Here is a 16,758-nt window from a genome sequence, read left to right on the forward strand (position 1 = left end):
CAAGTCGCAACACAGCGAACTTCCTCGATGAAAAGCAGGTTATCCCCAGAGGCAACTCCGATGTCCTCCAAACGTTTGATGACGATCGCGGCCGCCGTGCTGGCCGTCGCCACGTCGTCGGTTCATGCAGGCGCGGCCACCGTGACCGATCCGTTCTACACGTATACGGGCGCCACGCCGTTGAAATCGATTCCACCCGGCACGGTGCTCAACACGCGAACCGTCACCTATCACGTGGCCGGAATGCCGACCGCGTTGACCGCCCAGCAGTTGCTGTATCGCACCAACGACGCGCAGAACCGGCCGGTCGTCAACGTGACGTCGGTGATCCGGAGCCCGGTCAGCAACGGCCGGGCGATCTCGTACCAGTCGGCCTACGACTCGCTGAATCCTTACGACGAACCGTCGCAGGTGATCGCCGGCGATCGCGACGTCACGAAGATCATCAACGTCGGCACCTTGCTCTACAGCGCGGAATCGATCCCGCTGTCGACGCTGCTGCTGCTCGGCTACAACGTGATCGTGCCCGATACGGAAGGCCAGACGGCGGACTTCGCCGCCGGCCCCGAATACGGGATGACGACGCTCGATTCGATCCGCGCGGCGCTCAACACGCCGTCGACGGGCCTCGCGCCGTCCAGCAAGGTCGCGATGATCGGCTATTCCGGCGGTGCGATCGCGACGAACTGGGCCGCGCAACTCGCGCCGAGCTATGCGCCGGACGTCAACAAGCAGCTCGTCGGCGCGGCCGAGGGCGGCGTGCTGGTCGACCCCGCGCACAACCTGCGCTACGTCGACGGCAGCATCGTCTGGGGCGGCGTCGCGGCGGCCGCGCTCGCCGGGCTGTCGCGCGGCTTCGGCTTCGATCTGACGCCGTATCTGAGCGACAGCGGCGTCGCCGTATTCAACGACATCCAGAACCAGTCGCTCGCCTACATCCTGCCGAAATACACGGGGCTGCGGTGGGCGACGCTGTTCAAGCCGCAATACGCGAACGACATCAACAGCATTCCGGCGTACGTGACCTACGCGAACAAGGTGAACGCCGGGCTGGCCGCGTCGCCGACGATTCCGATGTACATCGTTCAGGGCACGGCCGGCGTGCTCGACGGGACGTTCGGCAGTCAGGTGGGCGACGGCGTGATGCTCGCGTACGATGTACGCGCGCTCGCGCAGAAGTTCTGTGCCAGCGGCGTGCCGGTCGTGTACACCGAATATCCGCTCGAACACGCGGGCGCGATCGCGCCGTGGGTGGCCGGGATGCTGCCCTGGCTCTACGACCGCTTCGGCGGCAAGGCCGCGCCGAGCAATTGCGCGCTGACGGCATGGTTGCCGAGCAATTCGCTCGCGCCCGAGACGCTGCACTAGCGCGCCCCGCGCATCGACACAATCGCCGGGCGATCCTTCGCGGATCGCCTTTTTTCATCCGGCGCCTTGACGCCGGTCGCCTTCCCCCGCCGCGCCTCGCTGCCGCCACGTGCGAGTGCCATAATCGAGCCTGCACATCATTCCAGACGTCCCCGGAGAATCCCCATGCAGAACCTCGACAATCCTTCTCACGATCGCGAGGTAGGCAGCGCCGACGCGACGCAGGACACCACGCGTATCGACGACGTCCGCATCGGCGCCGTGCGCCCGCTGATCTCGCCCGCGCTGCTGCAGGACGAGCTGCCGGTGCCGGCCGCCACGCAGACGCTCGTCGAGGACACGCGCCGCGCGATCGGCGACATCCTGCACGGCCGGGACGACCGGCTGCTGCTCGTCGTCGGCCCGTGCTCGATCCACGACCACGACCAGGCGCTCGACTACGCCCGTCGCCTGAAGGCCGCCGCCGATGCGCTGAAGGACGACCTGCTGATCACGATGCGCGTGTACTTCGAGAAGCCGCGCACGACCGTCGGCTGGAAAGGCTACATCAACGATCCGCGCCTGGACGGCAGCTTCCGCATCAACGAAGGGCTGCGCGCGGCGCGGCAACTGCTGCTCGACATCAACGCGCTCGGCCTGCCGGCGTCGACCGAATTCCTCGACCTGCTGAGCCCGCAGTACATCGCGGACCTGATCGCGTGGGGCGCGATCGGCGCGCGCACGACCGAGAGCCAGAGCCATCGGCAGCTCGCGTCGGGGCTCAGCTGCCCGATCGGCTTCAAGAACGGCACCGACGGCGGCGTGCAGGTCGCGTCGGACGCGATCGTCGCCGCGCGCGCGAGCCACGCGTTCATGGGGATGACGAAGATGGGCATGGCCGCGATCTTCGAGACGCGCGGCAACGACGACGCGCACGTGATCCTGCGCGGCGGCAAGAGCGGGCCGAACTACGATGCCGAGCACGTCGAGGCGAGCTGCGCGGTGCTGCGCAAGAGCGGGTTGCGCGAGCAGGTGATGGTCGATTGCTCGCACGCGAACTCGAACAAGTCGCATGAGCGGCAGATCGAAGTCGCGCAGGATCTTGCGCGGCAGCTGTCGCAGGGCGAGCACCGGATCGTCGGCGTGATGGTGGAGAGTCATCTCGAGGCGGGGCGTCAGGATCTGAAGCCCGGCGTGCCGTTGCAGTATGGCGTGTCGATTACGGATGCGTGTTTGAGCTGGACGCAGACGGAGCCGGTGCTCGACGTGCTGGCGGAGGCGGTGCGGCATCGGCGCGTGTATTCGCGCAATGCGTGAGGTGACGGCGGCGGGTTGATGCCCGCCGCCGCCATGGTCGGGCCATCGACGAAGACGAGTGCCGAGCGGCGGCACGTCGCATATCGGCGATATCCGAACAACTGGAATCGCGGCGCGTGCGCCCGAGGTGCCGTGCGGCGAGCGGTCGCGCTGTGGGCGATCCTGCTGATGCGAATCCCCTCGCCTCCGGCCAAAATTAGGACAATTCCTAAGGCGTCTGTCTGAAATAGGATTGGATGGACGGCCGATTTGCGGATCGTCGGATAGAGTCGCCCCATCTGCAAACCTCAACCGACGGCGCATGCCGTGCATGGTCTCCGATGCACTCGCTCCGGCCGCCGTATCGTACATGGAAGGACGTCTTATCGCGTGCCGCGCCGCACCGCGCCTGCTCTTGCGCGCAATATTCCTTTGGTTCGTCGTCTCGTCGCTCCCTGCGAACGGCGCGACCGCCTGCTGGAAGCCCACCTTCACTGACGAGGAGCTTCGGTGGATGCGCGCGCATCCGGTCGTCAATATCGCAGTCGAGGCGAACTGGCATCCCATCGAATACATGCGCAACGGCAACCATGCCGGCCTCGTCGCAGGGTACCTGGACGCAATCTCGAAAATGACCGGGCTGACGTTCAAGACGGTGCCGGGCACGGAATGGGGGCATGCGTACGATGCGCTCGCATCGCACAAGGTTGATCTGCTGCCGGGCGTATGGCGCGACCTGGTGCCGGACCGCGTCGGCGCCGGTGCTCTCGTCAGCGCGCCCTACCTGGTCGGGCGGCTGACGGCCGTCACGCGCAACGACTCCGCGATGATCTTCAACCTGAAGCGGCTCGAAGGCCGGCGCGTCGCGATCAAGGGGCGAGGCGCGGTCGAGTATTTCACGCGCAACAGCGGCGTGATGCTCGACGTGCTTACGTTCGACACCGAGGAACTCGCGCTTGCCGCGGTTGCCAACGGCGAGGCCGATGCCGCGCTCGGCGTCGACGTCACGATTCTGCCGATCGTGCAGCGGCAGTTTCCCGGGCAGCTTTACATGTCGGGGATGCTCGCCGACCGCCCCGTATCGCTGGCGATGCTCACACGGGCAGACCTGCCGATCCTCGCGTCGATCATCGACAAGTCGCTCGCGGCCATTCCCGTGAGCAAGACGGCGGAGCTCACGCGCGACTGGGTCGAGATGGCCGATTACGGCAAGCCGACGCTCCGTTCGATCCTGCATTACCGGGCGCCCCAGGTGATCGCGATTGCCGCCGCGCTGCTGGCATTCGCGATGCTCGCATTCCTGTCGTGGAAGTCGCGCGTGGCCGCGATCCGAAGCGAGCGCGAAAAGGCGACGTTTCTCGCATTCGTCAGTCACGAAATCCGCACGCCGATGCATACGATCCTGTCGTCGCTGGAATTGCTGCAGCGCTCGCGGTTGACCGGGCAGCAGGCGAATCGCGCGGATGCGGCGATCTCGGCATCCGAGACGCTTCTGACGCTACTCGACGATATCCTCGAATATTCTCGCCTCGAATCGCGCAAGGTCTGGCTTGCCACGCAGGCCGTCGAGCTTGAGTCGTGGGCGCGGCATACGGTCGACATGGTGCGCTGGCGTGCCGACGAGAAAAACTTGAGCCTGGAGCTCGACTTTGCTTGTCCGTCGGCGGTGCGCGTCGCAATCGATCCGGTCCGTGTGCGCCAGATCGTGCTGAACCTGCTCGTCAACGCAATCAAATTCACATCCGCAGGCTCGGTGACGTTGCGCATCGAGTATGTTTCAGGTCGCCACGGGCAAAATGGCACGCTGACCCTCGCGGTGCGCGATACCGGCATCGGCATTGCGCCCGAACGGATCGAACACATCTTCGATGCATACTGGCAGGGGCCTGCCTCGCTTCACCAGGACATCAACGGCAGCGGGCTTGGCCTCGCGATCTGCCGTGAACTGGTCGCATTGATGCACGGCACGATCACCGTCCAAAGCCTGCCGCACGTCGAAACGACGATGACGGTGCGATTGCCGGTCACGACAGTGGACGAGCCGTTGCCGGTGCGGCCCGCCGCATCGATGCCCGTGCTGGTCGACGCACCGCCTGGACACGCTCATCCTGAATCGCCGCGCATCCTGATTGTCGATGATCACGAAACCGTGCAGTTCGCGTTGCAGCAGCAATGCGAGGAACTCGGCTGCGTCGGCATCGTCGCCGGCACCGGCGAGGACGCGTTGCGTCAATTGGCGGACGGCCGTGTCGACCTCGTGCTGCTCGATGGCGATCTGCCGGACGTCGACGGCTATGCGCTCGCGAAGATGATCCGTCAGGACGAATCGGCACGCGAGGCCAGACACGTTCCGATCATCGGGATTTCCGCTGTATCCGGCGACGCGCATCGCGAGCGCTGCTTCGACAGCGGCATGGACGGCGTGCTGGGCAAGCCGCTGCGGCTCGAAACGTTGCGGCAACTGATCGCGATGTGGTGCCCGGCGTATGCCGAGATGGAACCGGCGGCGGCGCATGCGGACGATGCCGCCGATCTCAGCGCGGTCTATGACCGCGAAGTGGCGAAGGATCTCGACGCGCTTGTCAACGAATTGCTGTCGCGCGATTTCGCCGCAGCCGCACGGGCCGCGCACCGGATTGCGGGGGCGTCGCATCTGGCCAAACTGGGCGATATCGCCAATATCGCGTCGCATGTCGAAACGCGGCTTCGCGAACTCCACGGCGTTCATCAAGTCGACCCGTCCCCGACAGATCGATAGTCCCGGTCCACTGCCGTTCACGCGGCGGCTGCCCGGCTGCTCGACGCGCTGGTGCCGAGCGAAAATGCGACGCTGGCGATCGGGCGGAATGCCGATGCCGGTGTCGCGGACTCCGATCGCGCGCGAGCTGGCATGGCGCGGTTTGCCGTCGAGATAAACGACGCGCAGCGCAATCGAGCCGGCCGACGTGAACTTGATCGCGTTGGCAAGCAGGTTCAGCACGATCTGCCGCGTGCGCACCGGACCGATCGGCACGCACAGCGCGGCGGGCACGCGAGTTCGAGTTTCAGGTTGAGATTTTTCTCGTCGACGCGCCAGCGCATCATGTCGGCGCTGCGCTCCGCCCATGCGCGGCCGGACGTCGGCGCGAATGCGAGCGTCACGTTTCGAGACTCGAGACGCGAATATTCCAGGACGTCGTCGAGCAACGTCAGCGGCGATTCCGAAGCAACCGCCGCGTTCGTCGCCGCAAATCAGCAGGATCACGGGCATGCCGGCATGCCGGATCGCTTATTCGAGCCTGCCGCTACCGTTGATCGCGATCTGCTTGCCTGGCGGAGTCTCAAGATCGACGAAGAGATTCAAGGGCGCCGTTGCGACGACGACCATCGTGCCGACGAACCACGGCAGGCTGACAATGGCGCCGCTTCTTGACGCGTCCGCCGCCATGTCGATCTTCCCCGACATGAGAGCGTGGTACGAATTGGCCCATGTTACGTTGTCGACATACTCGAAGCGCAGTCAGCTGATTTGCGCAATTCGAACGGACGCCAATGCGTGTCGGCACAGGTGCGCACGCCCAGATGCGCGGTGATCCACGCCTTCGCCTCAGGCGTGAACCGCGCACGTGTGATGACCTGTATCAGGCGCTGCAGTGGTAGCGTGAGAAATACTCGGAGCGAGGTCGTCATCACAAAGGGTCTGTTGCGTCGACGCAACGCGGTGCAGACGGGAGCAACGACATCAACCGTGCCTTTCGATGACGCGAGCGCCTGCGTCGGCGATTCGTTGCGTGCCGCGCCGGCGCCGGCGACATATGCCGTTCAGGTGGCGGAGACGGGGCGCGCGGGCCGTTTCCCATGCTGTCGCTGCCGCGGATGCCGAATCGGACTGCATGGCGTCCGCCATGACTGCTCGCACCTCGGCTGTTTAGCTGGCGGGGTTAAAAATTATCCAGAAAGCCGGTAAGCTAATCCGGATCATCCGTTCCGGTTTGCCATGGCAAGAAGCGGCCAACCGTTGATGGGCCGTATCGCCAGAATGAAAAGGGGTAGTAATGAGACCAGAGCTCCAACCGATCCGCGTCGTGATCCTGGACGACCATGCCGTCGTCCAGCACGGGATCGCGAGTTATCTGACGGAGAGGACCGGCATCGAAGTGGCGGCGAGCTTTGCGAGGTCGCGCGATCTGATCAGTTGGCTCGAGTCGAATCACGCGGATGTCGTGCTGCTCGACTACACGCTGGGCCCGGACGAGATCGACGGCCTCAATCTCGTCAAGCTGGTGAGCACGCGCTTCCCGGATTGCAAGATCCTGATGACGTCGAGCAGCGATACGCCCGCGACCGTCAACATGACGATGCGCGCAGGCGCGCTCGGTTTCTTCGGCAAGAGCGAAAATCTTCGCGAACTGGTGCATGCGATCCGTGTGGTCGCAGACGGACGTTCGTATATCAGTGCCGAACTGGCAGGCAGGGTGATGGCGAGCGCGACGCCTGTTCAGAGTGTGACGGCGCCGAAACCGGCGGTCAGCGACGATGCGCCGGCGGCCGAATCGGAAGCGTCCGCCGACCTGCGCCTGAGCCCGCGCGAGCACGAGGTGCTGCGCTGTTATCTCGCGGGCATGTCGGTATCCGATATCGCATTGAAATTTTCCCGCAGCCGCAAGACGATCAGCGCGCAAAAGCAATCGGCGTATCGCAAGCTCGGCATCCGTAGCGATGCCGAATTGTTCGCGTCCCGCAAGCTGCTCGAGAAACATTGAGCGTCGTCTGATTCCGACTCTCCCTCGGCATTTTTCACGCCGACATTGATCTTCGTTCATCGCTGTGCAATGCAGCCTCATGGCAGCACTTCTCGACTGGCGCTACCATGACCCGTGTTGCGTTAACCGACGGGCCCGTCCGGGCCCGTTGCGCGCACACGCAGCGGCGGCGCGGCCGGCCGCTGCTGCATCGACGAAGCGCGGGGTGCTCACCGATTCGCCACCGCACCCGCGCCGCTTCGCTCCCGGCACCAACAACAACCTAACCGGAGTGCAATCAGCATGGCTTTCACCAAGACAATCGTCGCAGCCGCCGTTCTCGTATCGAGCCTCAACGTGCATGCGCAGATCGCGGGCGCCCAGCCACTCAGCGTCACCGTCGAGCAATCGCAGGCGCTGCTCGAAGGCTGGAGCGTGAAGAAGAGCGTGCTCGGCAAGGCCGTGTACAACGACCAGAACCAGAAAGTCGGCACGGTGCGCGACCTGATCGTCGCGCCTGACGGCTCGGTCTCGGCCGCGATCGTGTCGGCCGGCGGTTTCCTGGGCGTCGCGGCGCATGACGTCGCGGTGCCGATCGCGTCGCTCGACGTGCGCAACGGCAACATCTATCTGCCGGGCGCGACGAAGGACGCGCTGAAGGCAACGCCCGCGTTCCAGTACGCGAAGGTGCCGTCGCCGCCGAAGCCGAAGAAGCTCGACGACAAGCACTGATGCAACCGACCCGGCGCGCAATGCGCCGGGCATGGCCAACCGCGGGGCGTGTCCGGCCGCGCGTCGGCCGATCGCGGCCGCAACCCGAGCTTTCGCCCCTCGGCTACGTAATTCTACGTAGCCTCGCATACGTAGTTGTGCGCTTGTAAGCCTCCCCCGTCGCGCGGAATACTACGGCCCACCGCCATGTCTTCCGCGAGACGCGGCACGACGCATCGACGTCACGCGGGTCCGGCGCCTCGCCGGATCCACTCAAAACCACATTGGAGACCAGGAGACGCCATGAATCGGGCTTCCAGTACCCTGCTCTGGATCGCGGTCGCGCTGCTCGGCGCGTTCGCGTTCGGGACGATCGCACTTGCGCACGGCGAACGCGTCAGCGCGCTCTGGATCGTGATCGCCGCAGTCTGCGTATATCTGATCGCATATCGCTTCTACAGCCGTTTCATCGCCAGCAAGGTCATGCAGCTCGACGGGCTGCGGATGACGCCGGCCGTCCGGCACAACGACGGCCTCGACTACGTGCCGACCAACAAGTACGTGCTGTTCGGCCATCACTTCGCCGCGATCGCCGGCGCCGGGCCGCTCGTCGGGCCCGTGCTCGCCGCGCAGATGGGCTACACGCCGGGCATGCTGTGGATCCTGGCCGGCGTCGTGTTCGCGGGCGCGGTGCAGGACTTCATCGTGCTGTTCATCTCGACGCGCCGCGACGGCCGTTCGCTCGGCGACCTCGTCAAGATGGAGCTCGGCACGGTGCCCGGCGTGATCGCGCTGTTCGGCGCATTCCTGATCATGGTGATCATCCTCGCGGTGCTCGCGCTGATCGTCGTGAAGGCGCTGACGAATTCGCCGTGGGGCACGTTCACCGTCGCCGCGACGATTCCGATCGCGCTGTTCATGGGCGTCTACACGCGCTACATCCGTCCGGGCCGCATCGGCGAAGTGTCGATCATCGGCTTCGTGCTGCTGATGGCCTCGATCGCGTTCGGCCAGACCGTGCACGATTCGCCGGCGCTCGCCGCATGGTTCACCTTCAGCGGCACGCAGCTGACGTGGATCCTGATCGGCTACGGCTTCGTCGCATCGGTGCTGCCGGTGTGGCTGCTGCTTGCGCCGCGCGATTACCTGTCCACGTTCCTGAAGATCGGCACGATCCTCGGCCTCGCGATCGGCATTCTGGTCGTCGCGCCGGAACTGAAGATGCCCGCGCTGACGAAGTTCGTCGACGGCACGGGCCCGGTGTGGTCGGGCAACCTGTTCCCGTTCCTGTTCATCACGATCGCATGCGGCGCGGTGTCGGGCTTCCACGCGCTGATCTCGTCGGGCACGACGCCGAAGCTGATCGACAACGAAACCAATGCGCGCTTCATCGGTTACGGCGCGATGCTGATGGAATCGTTCGTCGCGATCATGGCGCTGGTCGCCGCATGCGTGATCGAGCCGGGCATCTACTTCGCGATGAACGCGCCGGCGGCCGTGCTCGGCTCGACGCCTGAAGCCGTCGCGAACACGGTTACGCAATGGGGCTTCGTGCTGACGCCCGACATGCTCACGCAGACCGCGAAGGCCGTCGGCGAAACGACGATCATCGCGCGCGCGGGCGGCGCACCGACGCTGGCCGTCGGCATGGCGCACATCCTGCACCAGGTGATCGGCGGCGAAGCGATGATGGCGTTCTGGTATCACTTCGCGATCCTGTTCGAGGCGCTGTTCATCCTGACGGCCGTCGATGCCGGCACGCGCGCGGGCCGCTTCATGCTGCAGGACCTGCTCGGCACGTTCCACCCGGCGCTCAAGCGCACCGAGTCGCTGCCGGCGAACCTTGTCGCCACCGCGCTGTGCGTGGCCGCGTGGGGCTATTTCCTGTATCAGGGCGTGGTCGATCCGCTCGGCGGCATCAACACGCTGTGGCCGCTGTTCGGCATCTCGAACCAGATGCTCGCCGCGATCGCACTGGTGCTCGGCACCGTCGTGCTGTTCAAGATGAAGCGCGAGCGCTACGCATGGGTGACGATCGTGCCGACCGCATGGCTGCTGATCTGCACGCTGACGGCCGGCTGGCAGAAGATCTTCGATTCGAATCCGAAGGTCAGCTTCCTCGCGCACGCGGCGAAGCTGCAGGCCGCGGTGGACGAAGGCAAGGTGCTCGCGCCGGCCAAGTCGATCGCGCAGATGAAGCGGATCATCTTCAACGACTACATCGATGCGGCGCTGGCCGGCCTGTTCATCTTCGTCGTCGTGGCGATCGCGGGGTACGGTCTGCTCGCCGTGCTGCGCGCGCGTCGCGAGTCGAAGCCGACCGTGCGCGAGACGCCGTACGAAGCGATGCCGGCCGCGCAGGCGCTCGGCAGCGGACGATAACGGGAGGCCGCGATGTTCACCGATCTCGGCAGCGACCTGCGCAGTGCGGGGCGTTACCTCGGGCAGGCGTTGCGGCTGATGGTCGGCCTGCCCGACTACGACACCTATGTCGCGCACATGCGCGAAACCCATCCGGACCGCGAGCCGATGACGTACGAGGAATTCTTCCGCGAGCGTCAGAATGCGCGGTACGGGTCGGGGGCAGGGAAGTGTTGCTGAACCGGGCCGGCGCAGCCGGCCGGTGAGGCGGTCCGGTGATGGACGGAGAAGCGCCGCGAAGACATTCGCGGCGCTTTTTATTTGGCGGGCCGGTGCGGTGCGCGCGAGGCGCCCGTCACTGCGGCGTTTGACTTCGTCCAGCGCGGCAAAGTCCGGGCGTCGGTATCATATGAGGCATCCTCTTACCCCGAAGAATCCGCGCAGGAGAACCCGTCGTGCATGTCGGTGAGCGTTTCAACAGCATTTCCCATCTCGTCGGCGCGGTGCTGTCGGTGGCAGGGTTGGTCGCGCTGGTGACGATGGGCGCGCTCGACCGCGATCCTTACAAGATCGTGAGCTTCAGCGTGTACGGTGCGATGCTGATCCTGCTCTACGGAATCTCGACGGCGTATCACAGCGTGCGCAACCCGCGCCTGAAGGCGATCCTGCAGAAGTGCGACCATTCGGCCATCTATCTGCTGATCGCGGGCAGCTACACGCCGTTTACGCTCGTCACGCTGCGCGGCCCGTGGGGCTGGTCGCTGTTCGGCGTGAGCTGGGGGCTCGCCGCGTTCGGGATCGCGCAGGAACTCACGCTCGGTCGGCGCACGCGCATCGTGTCGATGGTGCTGTACGTGCTGATGGGCTGGCTCGCGCTCGTCGCGATCCGCCCGCTGATTCATGCGCTGCCGCCGGTGGGTGCCGTATGGCTCGTGGCCGGCGGCGTCATCTACAGCGCGGGGATCTACTTCTTCATCAACGACGAGCGCATCCGCCACGGGCACGGTATCTGGCATCTTTTCGTGCTGGCCGGCAGCTTGTGCCAGTTCGTCAGCGTCGCGATGTATGTCGCGTGAGCGTGAGCGTGAACGCGGGCGGCACGGCGCGCGTCATGCGTGCCCGGCCGCCTGTGCCGCGCCGCGCAGCGCCATGAACCCGACCCACCCCCAGTAGACGCGGTGATGCGTGATCAGCCCGTCGCGCAGATCCATCATTTCGACGAGATCGACCTGATCGCCTTCCGGCGTTTCGCGCGGATATTCCCACGTGAGTTGCCGGCCGTTCGAAAAGAACAGCCCGGTTCGATACCAGCGTCCGAGCTTGTTTCCCGGATTGCGCAGGCCCGCCGCGAAAAACGCGCCGATCGCGGCCTTGCCGTGCAGCACGCCCGAGCCGTGATCGGGCAGCGCGACGACGATCAGCGGCGTTTCGAGTATCGCGTCGTCCGCGTACAGCGACATCAGCGCGTCGAGGTCGCGCGCGACGACGGCGGCGTGCCAGTCTTGATGGATGCGTTGCGCATCGGTGTCGGCTTGTGTCATGGCGGGTTCCGGCAAACGTGGGTAACGGAACCACTGTATCGACGCCGCGCCGCCGGACGTTTCAGCTCGGGCCGAAACGTGGATGCCGCGTATGTCGAACGCGACCGCGTGCGGCTCGTCAGCCCGCGAGCGCGCCGAGATTCAGGTCATGCGACTTGCCGATCCACACCGCGCTGTCGCGATGGTCGCGCAGATCGTCGCCGGTATTCGGATGCAGGAAGATGTCGAGCGCGCCGTGATTCAGGATGAGCCACGGCACGATGGTGTCGAAGCGCGCGGCGTCGAACGCGATCTGGTACGACCAGGCCGGATGCGGGCCGACGAGGCGCTCGTGAAAGCGGCCGAGCTCGATGATCGCGCCGAATCGTTCTTCGACGACGAGGCGGAACGCCCAGGCTGCGTCGCGGCTCGCGGCGTCGAAGTAGACGTGTGCGTGCCAATTGTCGATGGCGGAGGTGTCGATGGCAGCCATGGCGGAACTCGGGAAAAGAATAGGGAACGGATAAGCGCCGTGATTGACGGCGCGATGCGTGATTATCGCGCGTCCGTGTCGCACACGTCTTCTCGCGGAGCGGTAAATCGGCGCGGAGGTTTTGTCGTATGTCAGGAAAACGAGCGCATTTGTCGAATCGTTTCCCGCCTGTGCCGGCGCGTGCGGCATCGCGCCGAAAGCCGCGCCGGCCAGGGCTTTGGCCGAAATCGCATCGGCAATACGTCATTTCAAAAAACGCAAAAGCGATTCACACGGCACGTCGATTCGTCTGCAAAAACGCGATCAGGTAATTGAATGAAATAAAGAAATTCCGCTCGGGCAGCATTGGCGAATCGCATGGATCGCACCCCGTCCGTCGATGCCGAAAATATCAATTGCGGAATCGGCTATTCAAGCGCGTGGTCACGCGACATACGATGATTGCACCGCATCGACGACGACGATCGATGCGGAAACAACCATCTGGAGGCCATGATGCGATCCGTTGTTTCCCTTGCTGTCCTGTCCGGCGCGCTTGCCGTGCTGCCCGCCGCGAGCTTCGCGCAGTCCGTCGATACCGAGAGGCAGTCGAACGTCGCGCCGTTGACCTGGTCGGCGGCGCGTGCCGAAACCGATGTGCAATTGAGGCAGATGACGCGCGCCGGCTATCGTGCGACGACAGCCGGCAACCAGAACTATCCGCTCGCGATGCAGCGTGCGCTCGAACGCGTGAGGTACCCGGTGCCCGACCGCTCGCGCGAGGAGAAGGCCGCGATGGAAGCGCGCGCGGCCAGCGCGGCGCAGAGCGGCCATCCGGTGAAGGCGTTCTTCGTGAAGACCGCGTACTACCTGAAGGGCGAGAACACGTTCTGATGCGGGAGCAGAGCATGGCATGCCTTGACCGACTCCCCGACGTGTTGCGCGCATCCGCGATCCGCCGGCTGCCCCAGGCGTGTGCGACGCGGCGACGGGACGACGTGTACGGCGGCGCGCGGCGCCGCGCGAACGGCGGTCGCGATGCACGGCGCGGCGCCCGCGCGTGCCGCACCGCGTGGCCGGCATTCGACGTGGACGACGTCGCGGCAGGCGAGGGCGGATCATGAAGGCCGCCCGAAAAGGCCGTCGCCACCCGCCGTTGACGCGCGAGTGGCTGCTGCCGCTGCCGCCCGCGCATGTGCGCGACATCTCGCTGAAATGCCACATGGCGCTCGTCGCGCTGCGCGGCGAGCACGGCAGCGAAGCGTTGCTGATGCGGCTGCGCACGAGCGTCTATCTGGTGTTCCTCGCGCTCGACGACGCGGTATCCCCGGATGCGAACGTCGACCTGTGCGTCGACGCGGAGCGCGTGCTCGACGCGAGCATGGCGCGCGCCGCGCAAAGCGGCGCATGGACGCTGCACGACGACGAGTGCGCGGCGCTCGAACGTGTGCTCGCGGCGAACGACGCGTGCGTCGCGACGCTCACGCGGCACCGGCTCGCCGAGCTGTGGCGCCACGTGTGCGCGTTCGCGTCGAGCGAGCAGCCGGGGCTGGTCGCGCAGGCGGCGGCCCGGATGCGGGAAGCGGCCGTTCTGCATTGAGCGGTGGCAACGCGACCGAGCCCTGGCCGCGTTTCATGCGCGTTCCGTTCCCCGGGGCTGACGCTCGCCGCCAACGGGTTCGGTCGATGACCATCCATCCTCGCGTTCGCGGCGATCGTGCGTGTCGCCGCGAATGCATTCGTTTCAGTCAGGAGGCGCGATGGCGCTATACAGGATCGGTGGCTACTTCACGTGCGGAAGCGGCCGCGCATTCAACGAGAACCTGCCGCCGGGCAGCGAGACGCCGGTTGCGGGCATCTATCGATGCACCATATGCGGCGACGAGATCGGCATCGCGAAGTCGCAGGCGCTGCCGTCCGACGACGCGCATCGTCACGATTTCGATCCGCCGTCCGACCCGCTGCTCGATCGCGGGCCGACCGCATGGCAGCTGATCGCGGCGGCGGAGTCGAGACACTAGCGTGCGGGCATTCGCATGCTCACGCGTGCGCGAATGCACGCGGTCTTACGACGATGCTCACCAAAACAAAAGCGCCACGGAGCGAACTCCGTGGCGCTTCTTCGATGCGGGCCGACGCGGAGGCGCGAACCTCCGCGTGGCGATACGCGCTTAAGCCGCCGTTGCCGGCTTCGCCGGCTTCTGCAGCTTGCCCTTGCCGGCGCGCTGGATTTCCTCGAGCTTGATCTCGACGTGGCGCGAGAACACATACTCGGCCGGGCGCTGCTTCGCGATCGAGATGTCCGGCGCGAATGCGCCTTCCGTCTTGATACCCTTCCGGCTCACGGCAAACGCCTTCAGCGGATGCGCGATCGTGTCCATCACGGCGGTGGCTTCGAAGCCGCAGTGGACCATGCAGTCCGCGCACTTCTCGTAGTTGCCGACGCCGTAGTTGTCCCAGTTCGTGTCTTCCATCAGTTCCTTGAAGGTCTTCACGTAGCCTTCGCCGACCAGATAGCACGGCTTCTGCCAGCCGAACACGGTACGCGCCGGGTTGCCCCACGGCGTGCACTTGTACGTCTGGTTGCCGGCCAGGAAGTCGAGGAACAGCGACGACTGGCTGAACGACCAGCGCTTGCCGCCTTCGCCGCGCTTCAGGATCTCGCGGAACAGGTTCTTCGTCTTGTCGCGGTTCAGGAAGTGCTGCTGATCCGGCGCGCGCTCGTACGCATAGCCCGGCGACACGGTGATGCCGTCGACGCCGATCGGCCCCAGCGTGTCGAAGAACTTCGCGACGCGCTCGGGGATCGCATCGTTGAACAGCGTGCAGTTGATGTTCACGCGGAAGCCGCGGCGCTTCGCTTCCTTGATGGCCGCGACCGCCTTGTCGTACACGCCTTCCTGCGACACGGAATGGTCGTGCATGTCCTTGTCGCCGTCGAGGTGGACCGACCAGACGAAGTACGGATTCGGCTGGTAGTCGTCCATCTTCTTTTCCATCAGGAGCGCGTTCGTGCACAGGTACACGAATTTCTTGCGCTTCATGATGCCCTTGACGATCTCCGGCATCTCCTTGTGGAGCAGCGGCTCGCCGCCGGCGATCGACACGATGGGCGCGCCGCACTCGTCGACGGCTTCCAGGCATTCCTCGACGGACAGGCGCTGGTTCAGGATCGGGTCCGGATAGTCGATCTTGCCGCAGCCGTTACAGGCGAGGTTGCAGCGGAACAGCGGCTCGAGCATCAGCGCGAGCGGATAGCGTTTGTTGCCGGACAGGTGTTGGCGCATGATGTATGCGCCGACGCGGACTTGCTGGAGCAGCGGAATAGACAAGAGTTGTCCTCCTTAAACTTCGCGGGCGACAGCTTGCGTAAGCTTCGCCGGCAACTTGAATTCGACTTTTTCCTCACGGCCCGCCATCGTCGTGACATCGACGGGCCCCAGCGCGCGCAGCGCGCCGATTACATCCTCAACCATTTCCTCGGGTGCCGACGCGCCGGCGGTCAGGCCGACCGTCTGCACGCCCGCGAACCATTCGGGCTTCACTTCCGAGCCGTCGGCGACGAGATAGCTCGGCACGCCGCTTTCGGTGCCGATCTCGCGCAGGCGGTTCGAGTTCGAGCTGTTCGTCGCACCGACGACCAGCAGCACGTCGACCTGGCCGCTCAGCTCGCGCACGGCGGCCTGGCGGTTCTGCGTCGCGTAGCAGATGTCGCGCGTGTCCGGGCCGACGATGTCGGTGAACCGGCGCTGCAGCGCTTCGATGATGCCGCGTGTGTCGTCGACCGACAGCGTCGTCTGCGTGACGTACGCGACCGGCGCGTCGACCGGCAGCGTCAGCGTATCGACTTCTGCCTCGCTCTGCACGAGGATCACCTCGGCCGGAATCTGGCCGATCGTGCCCTCGACTTCCGGATGGCCCGCATGGCCGATCAGGATCAGCCGGCGGCCCGCCGCGACGTATTGGCGGCCCTGCACGTGCACTTTCGTGACGAGCGGGCAGGTTGCGTCCAGCACGTCGAGCCCGCGCGTTTCGGCGTCGCGTTCGACCGTCTGGGCGACACCGTGCGCGCTGAAGATCGCCACGGCGCCATGCGGCACCTCGTCGAGCTCCTCAACGAATCGTGCCCCTTTATTACGCAGATTTTCGACGACATGCCGGTTATGCACGATCTCATGACGCACATAGACCGGCGCGCCGTGCTGTTGCAGCGCGCGATCGACGATCTCGATCGCACGGACAACCCCCGCACAGAAGCCGCGGGGCTGGGCAAGGATGACTCGCATAAGTGAGCGAACTCCGACGACAGACGCCGGGGTTCGAGGAGCTG

15 protein-coding genes and 1 pseudogene are annotated in these 16,758 nt (G+C 65.4%); 11 read left to right on the plus strand and 5 right to left on the minus strand.

Going from position 1 to position 16,758, the window contains the following annotated elements; genetic code table 11:
* Nucleotides 1-60 precede the first annotated feature (60 nt).
* The 3 genes from WS46_RS03130 to WS46_RS03140 all read left to right on the plus strand — a co-directional run bounded on the left by WS46_RS03130 (nucleotide 61) and on the right by WS46_RS03140 (nucleotide 5,401).
* Nucleotides 61-1,368: a lipase family protein gene (locus WS46_RS03130; RefSeq protein ID WP_059689264.1), complete on the plus strand. Its 1,308-nt coding sequence runs from the start codon at nucleotides 61-63 to the stop codon at nucleotides 1,366-1,368.
* 165 nt (nucleotides 1,369-1,533) lie between these two features.
* Complete coding sequence (locus WS46_RS03135; protein ID WP_059689265.1) at nucleotides 1,534-2,664, plus strand: 3-deoxy-7-phosphoheptulonate synthase; 1,131 nt, start codon at nucleotides 1,534-1,536, stop codon at nucleotides 2,662-2,664.
* 493 nt (nucleotides 2,665-3,157) lie between these two features.
* Nucleotides 3,158-5,401, plus strand: coding sequence for an ATP-binding protein (locus WS46_RS03140; protein ID WP_306453737.1), 2,244 nt, complete (start codon nucleotides 3,158-3,160; stop codon nucleotides 5,399-5,401).
* Between the two features lie 21 nt (nucleotides 5,402-5,422).
* Here WS46_RS03140 and WS46_RS36710 read toward each other — a convergent pair.
* Nucleotides 5,423-5,893 (minus strand): annotated as a pseudogene (locus tag WS46_RS36710) (ATP-binding protein); the annotation flags it as partial.
* Nucleotides 5,894-6,677: 784 nt separating this feature from the next.
* Between WS46_RS36710 and cblR the strand changes: the two are divergent.
* The 5 genes from cblR to WS46_RS03170 all read left to right on the plus strand — a co-directional run bounded on the left by cblR (nucleotide 6,678) and on the right by WS46_RS03170 (nucleotide 11,512).
* Nucleotides 6,678-7,385, plus strand: coding sequence for a cable pilus system response regulator transcription factor CblR (cblR, locus tag WS46_RS03150; RefSeq protein ID WP_059689267.1), 708 nt, complete (start codon nucleotides 6,678-6,680; stop codon nucleotides 7,383-7,385).
* 282 nt (nucleotides 7,386-7,667) lie between these two features.
* The gene (locus WS46_RS03155; protein WP_059528861.1) at nucleotides 7,668-8,096 is read left to right on the plus strand and encodes a PRC-barrel domain-containing protein; all 429 of its coding nucleotides are present in this window, start codon (nucleotides 7,668-7,670) and stop codon (nucleotides 8,094-8,096) included.
* 282 nt (nucleotides 8,097-8,378) lie between these two features.
* Nucleotides 8,379-10,457 (plus strand): carbon starvation CstA family protein, encoded by a 2,079-nt coding sequence (locus WS46_RS03160; RefSeq protein ID WP_059528858.1) that lies wholly within the window; start codon nucleotides 8,379-8,381, stop codon nucleotides 10,455-10,457.
* 12 nt (nucleotides 10,458-10,469) lie between these two features.
* Nucleotides 10,470-10,676 (plus strand): YbdD/YjiX family protein, encoded by a 207-nt coding sequence (locus WS46_RS03165; RefSeq protein ID WP_027781714.1) that lies wholly within the window; start codon nucleotides 10,470-10,472, stop codon nucleotides 10,674-10,676.
* 215 nt (nucleotides 10,677-10,891) lie between these two features.
* Nucleotides 10,892-11,512, plus strand: coding sequence for a hemolysin III family protein (locus tag WS46_RS03170; protein ID WP_059689268.1), 621 nt, complete (start codon nucleotides 10,892-10,894; stop codon nucleotides 11,510-11,512).
* Between the two features lie 33 nt (nucleotides 11,513-11,545).
* Here WS46_RS03170 and WS46_RS03175 read toward each other — a convergent pair whose 3' ends face one another.
* A complete protein-coding gene (locus WS46_RS03175; RefSeq protein ID WP_059689269.1) occupies nucleotides 11,546-11,977 on the minus strand; it encodes a nuclear transport factor 2 family protein in 432 nt (143 codons plus the stop codon).
* Between the two features lie 118 nt (nucleotides 11,978-12,095).
* Nucleotides 12,096-12,449, minus strand: coding sequence for a DOPA 4,5-dioxygenase family protein (locus WS46_RS03180; RefSeq protein ID WP_059528852.1), 354 nt, complete (start codon nucleotides 12,447-12,449; stop codon nucleotides 12,096-12,098).
* Between the two features lie 495 nt (nucleotides 12,450-12,944).
* On the opposite strand from WS46_RS03180, the gene WS46_RS03185 reads away from it, so the two are divergent.
* From WS46_RS03185 to WS46_RS03200, 3 genes are all read left to right on the plus strand, one after another.
* Nucleotides 12,945-13,322, plus strand: a complete 378-nt coding sequence (locus WS46_RS03185) for a hypothetical protein (RefSeq protein ID WP_059529118.1) — start codon at nucleotides 12,945-12,947, stop codon at nucleotides 13,320-13,322.
* A 226-nt stretch (nucleotides 13,323-13,548) separates the two neighbouring features.
* Nucleotides 13,549-14,028, plus strand: coding sequence for a hypothetical protein (locus WS46_RS03195; RefSeq protein ID WP_059689271.1), 480 nt, complete (start codon nucleotides 13,549-13,551; stop codon nucleotides 14,026-14,028).
* Nucleotides 14,029-14,188: 160 nt separating this feature from the next.
* Nucleotides 14,189-14,449, plus strand: coding sequence for a hypothetical protein (locus WS46_RS03200; RefSeq protein ID WP_059689272.1), 261 nt, complete (start codon nucleotides 14,189-14,191; stop codon nucleotides 14,447-14,449).
* A gap of 150 nt (nucleotides 14,450-14,599) precedes the next feature.
* Here WS46_RS03200 and hpnH read toward each other — a convergent pair whose 3' ends face one another.
* Entirely contained in the window at nucleotides 14,600-15,760 is a 1,161-nt protein-coding gene (gene hpnH / locus WS46_RS03205) for an adenosyl-hopene transferase HpnH (protein WP_059528840.1), read from the minus strand.
* Between the two features lie 12 nt (nucleotides 15,761-15,772).
* Complete coding sequence (gene ispH / locus WS46_RS03210; protein ID WP_059528838.1) at nucleotides 15,773-16,714, minus strand: 4-hydroxy-3-methylbut-2-enyl diphosphate reductase; 942 nt, start codon at nucleotides 16,712-16,714, stop codon at nucleotides 15,773-15,775.
* Nucleotides 16,715-16,758: the final 44 nt, after the last annotated feature.

This window comes from Burkholderia sp. RF4-BP95 (assembly GCF_001521985.1).
In the GTDB taxonomy this organism is placed as follows: domain Bacteria; phylum Pseudomonadota; class Gammaproteobacteria; order Burkholderiales; family Burkholderiaceae; genus Burkholderia; species Burkholderia diffusa.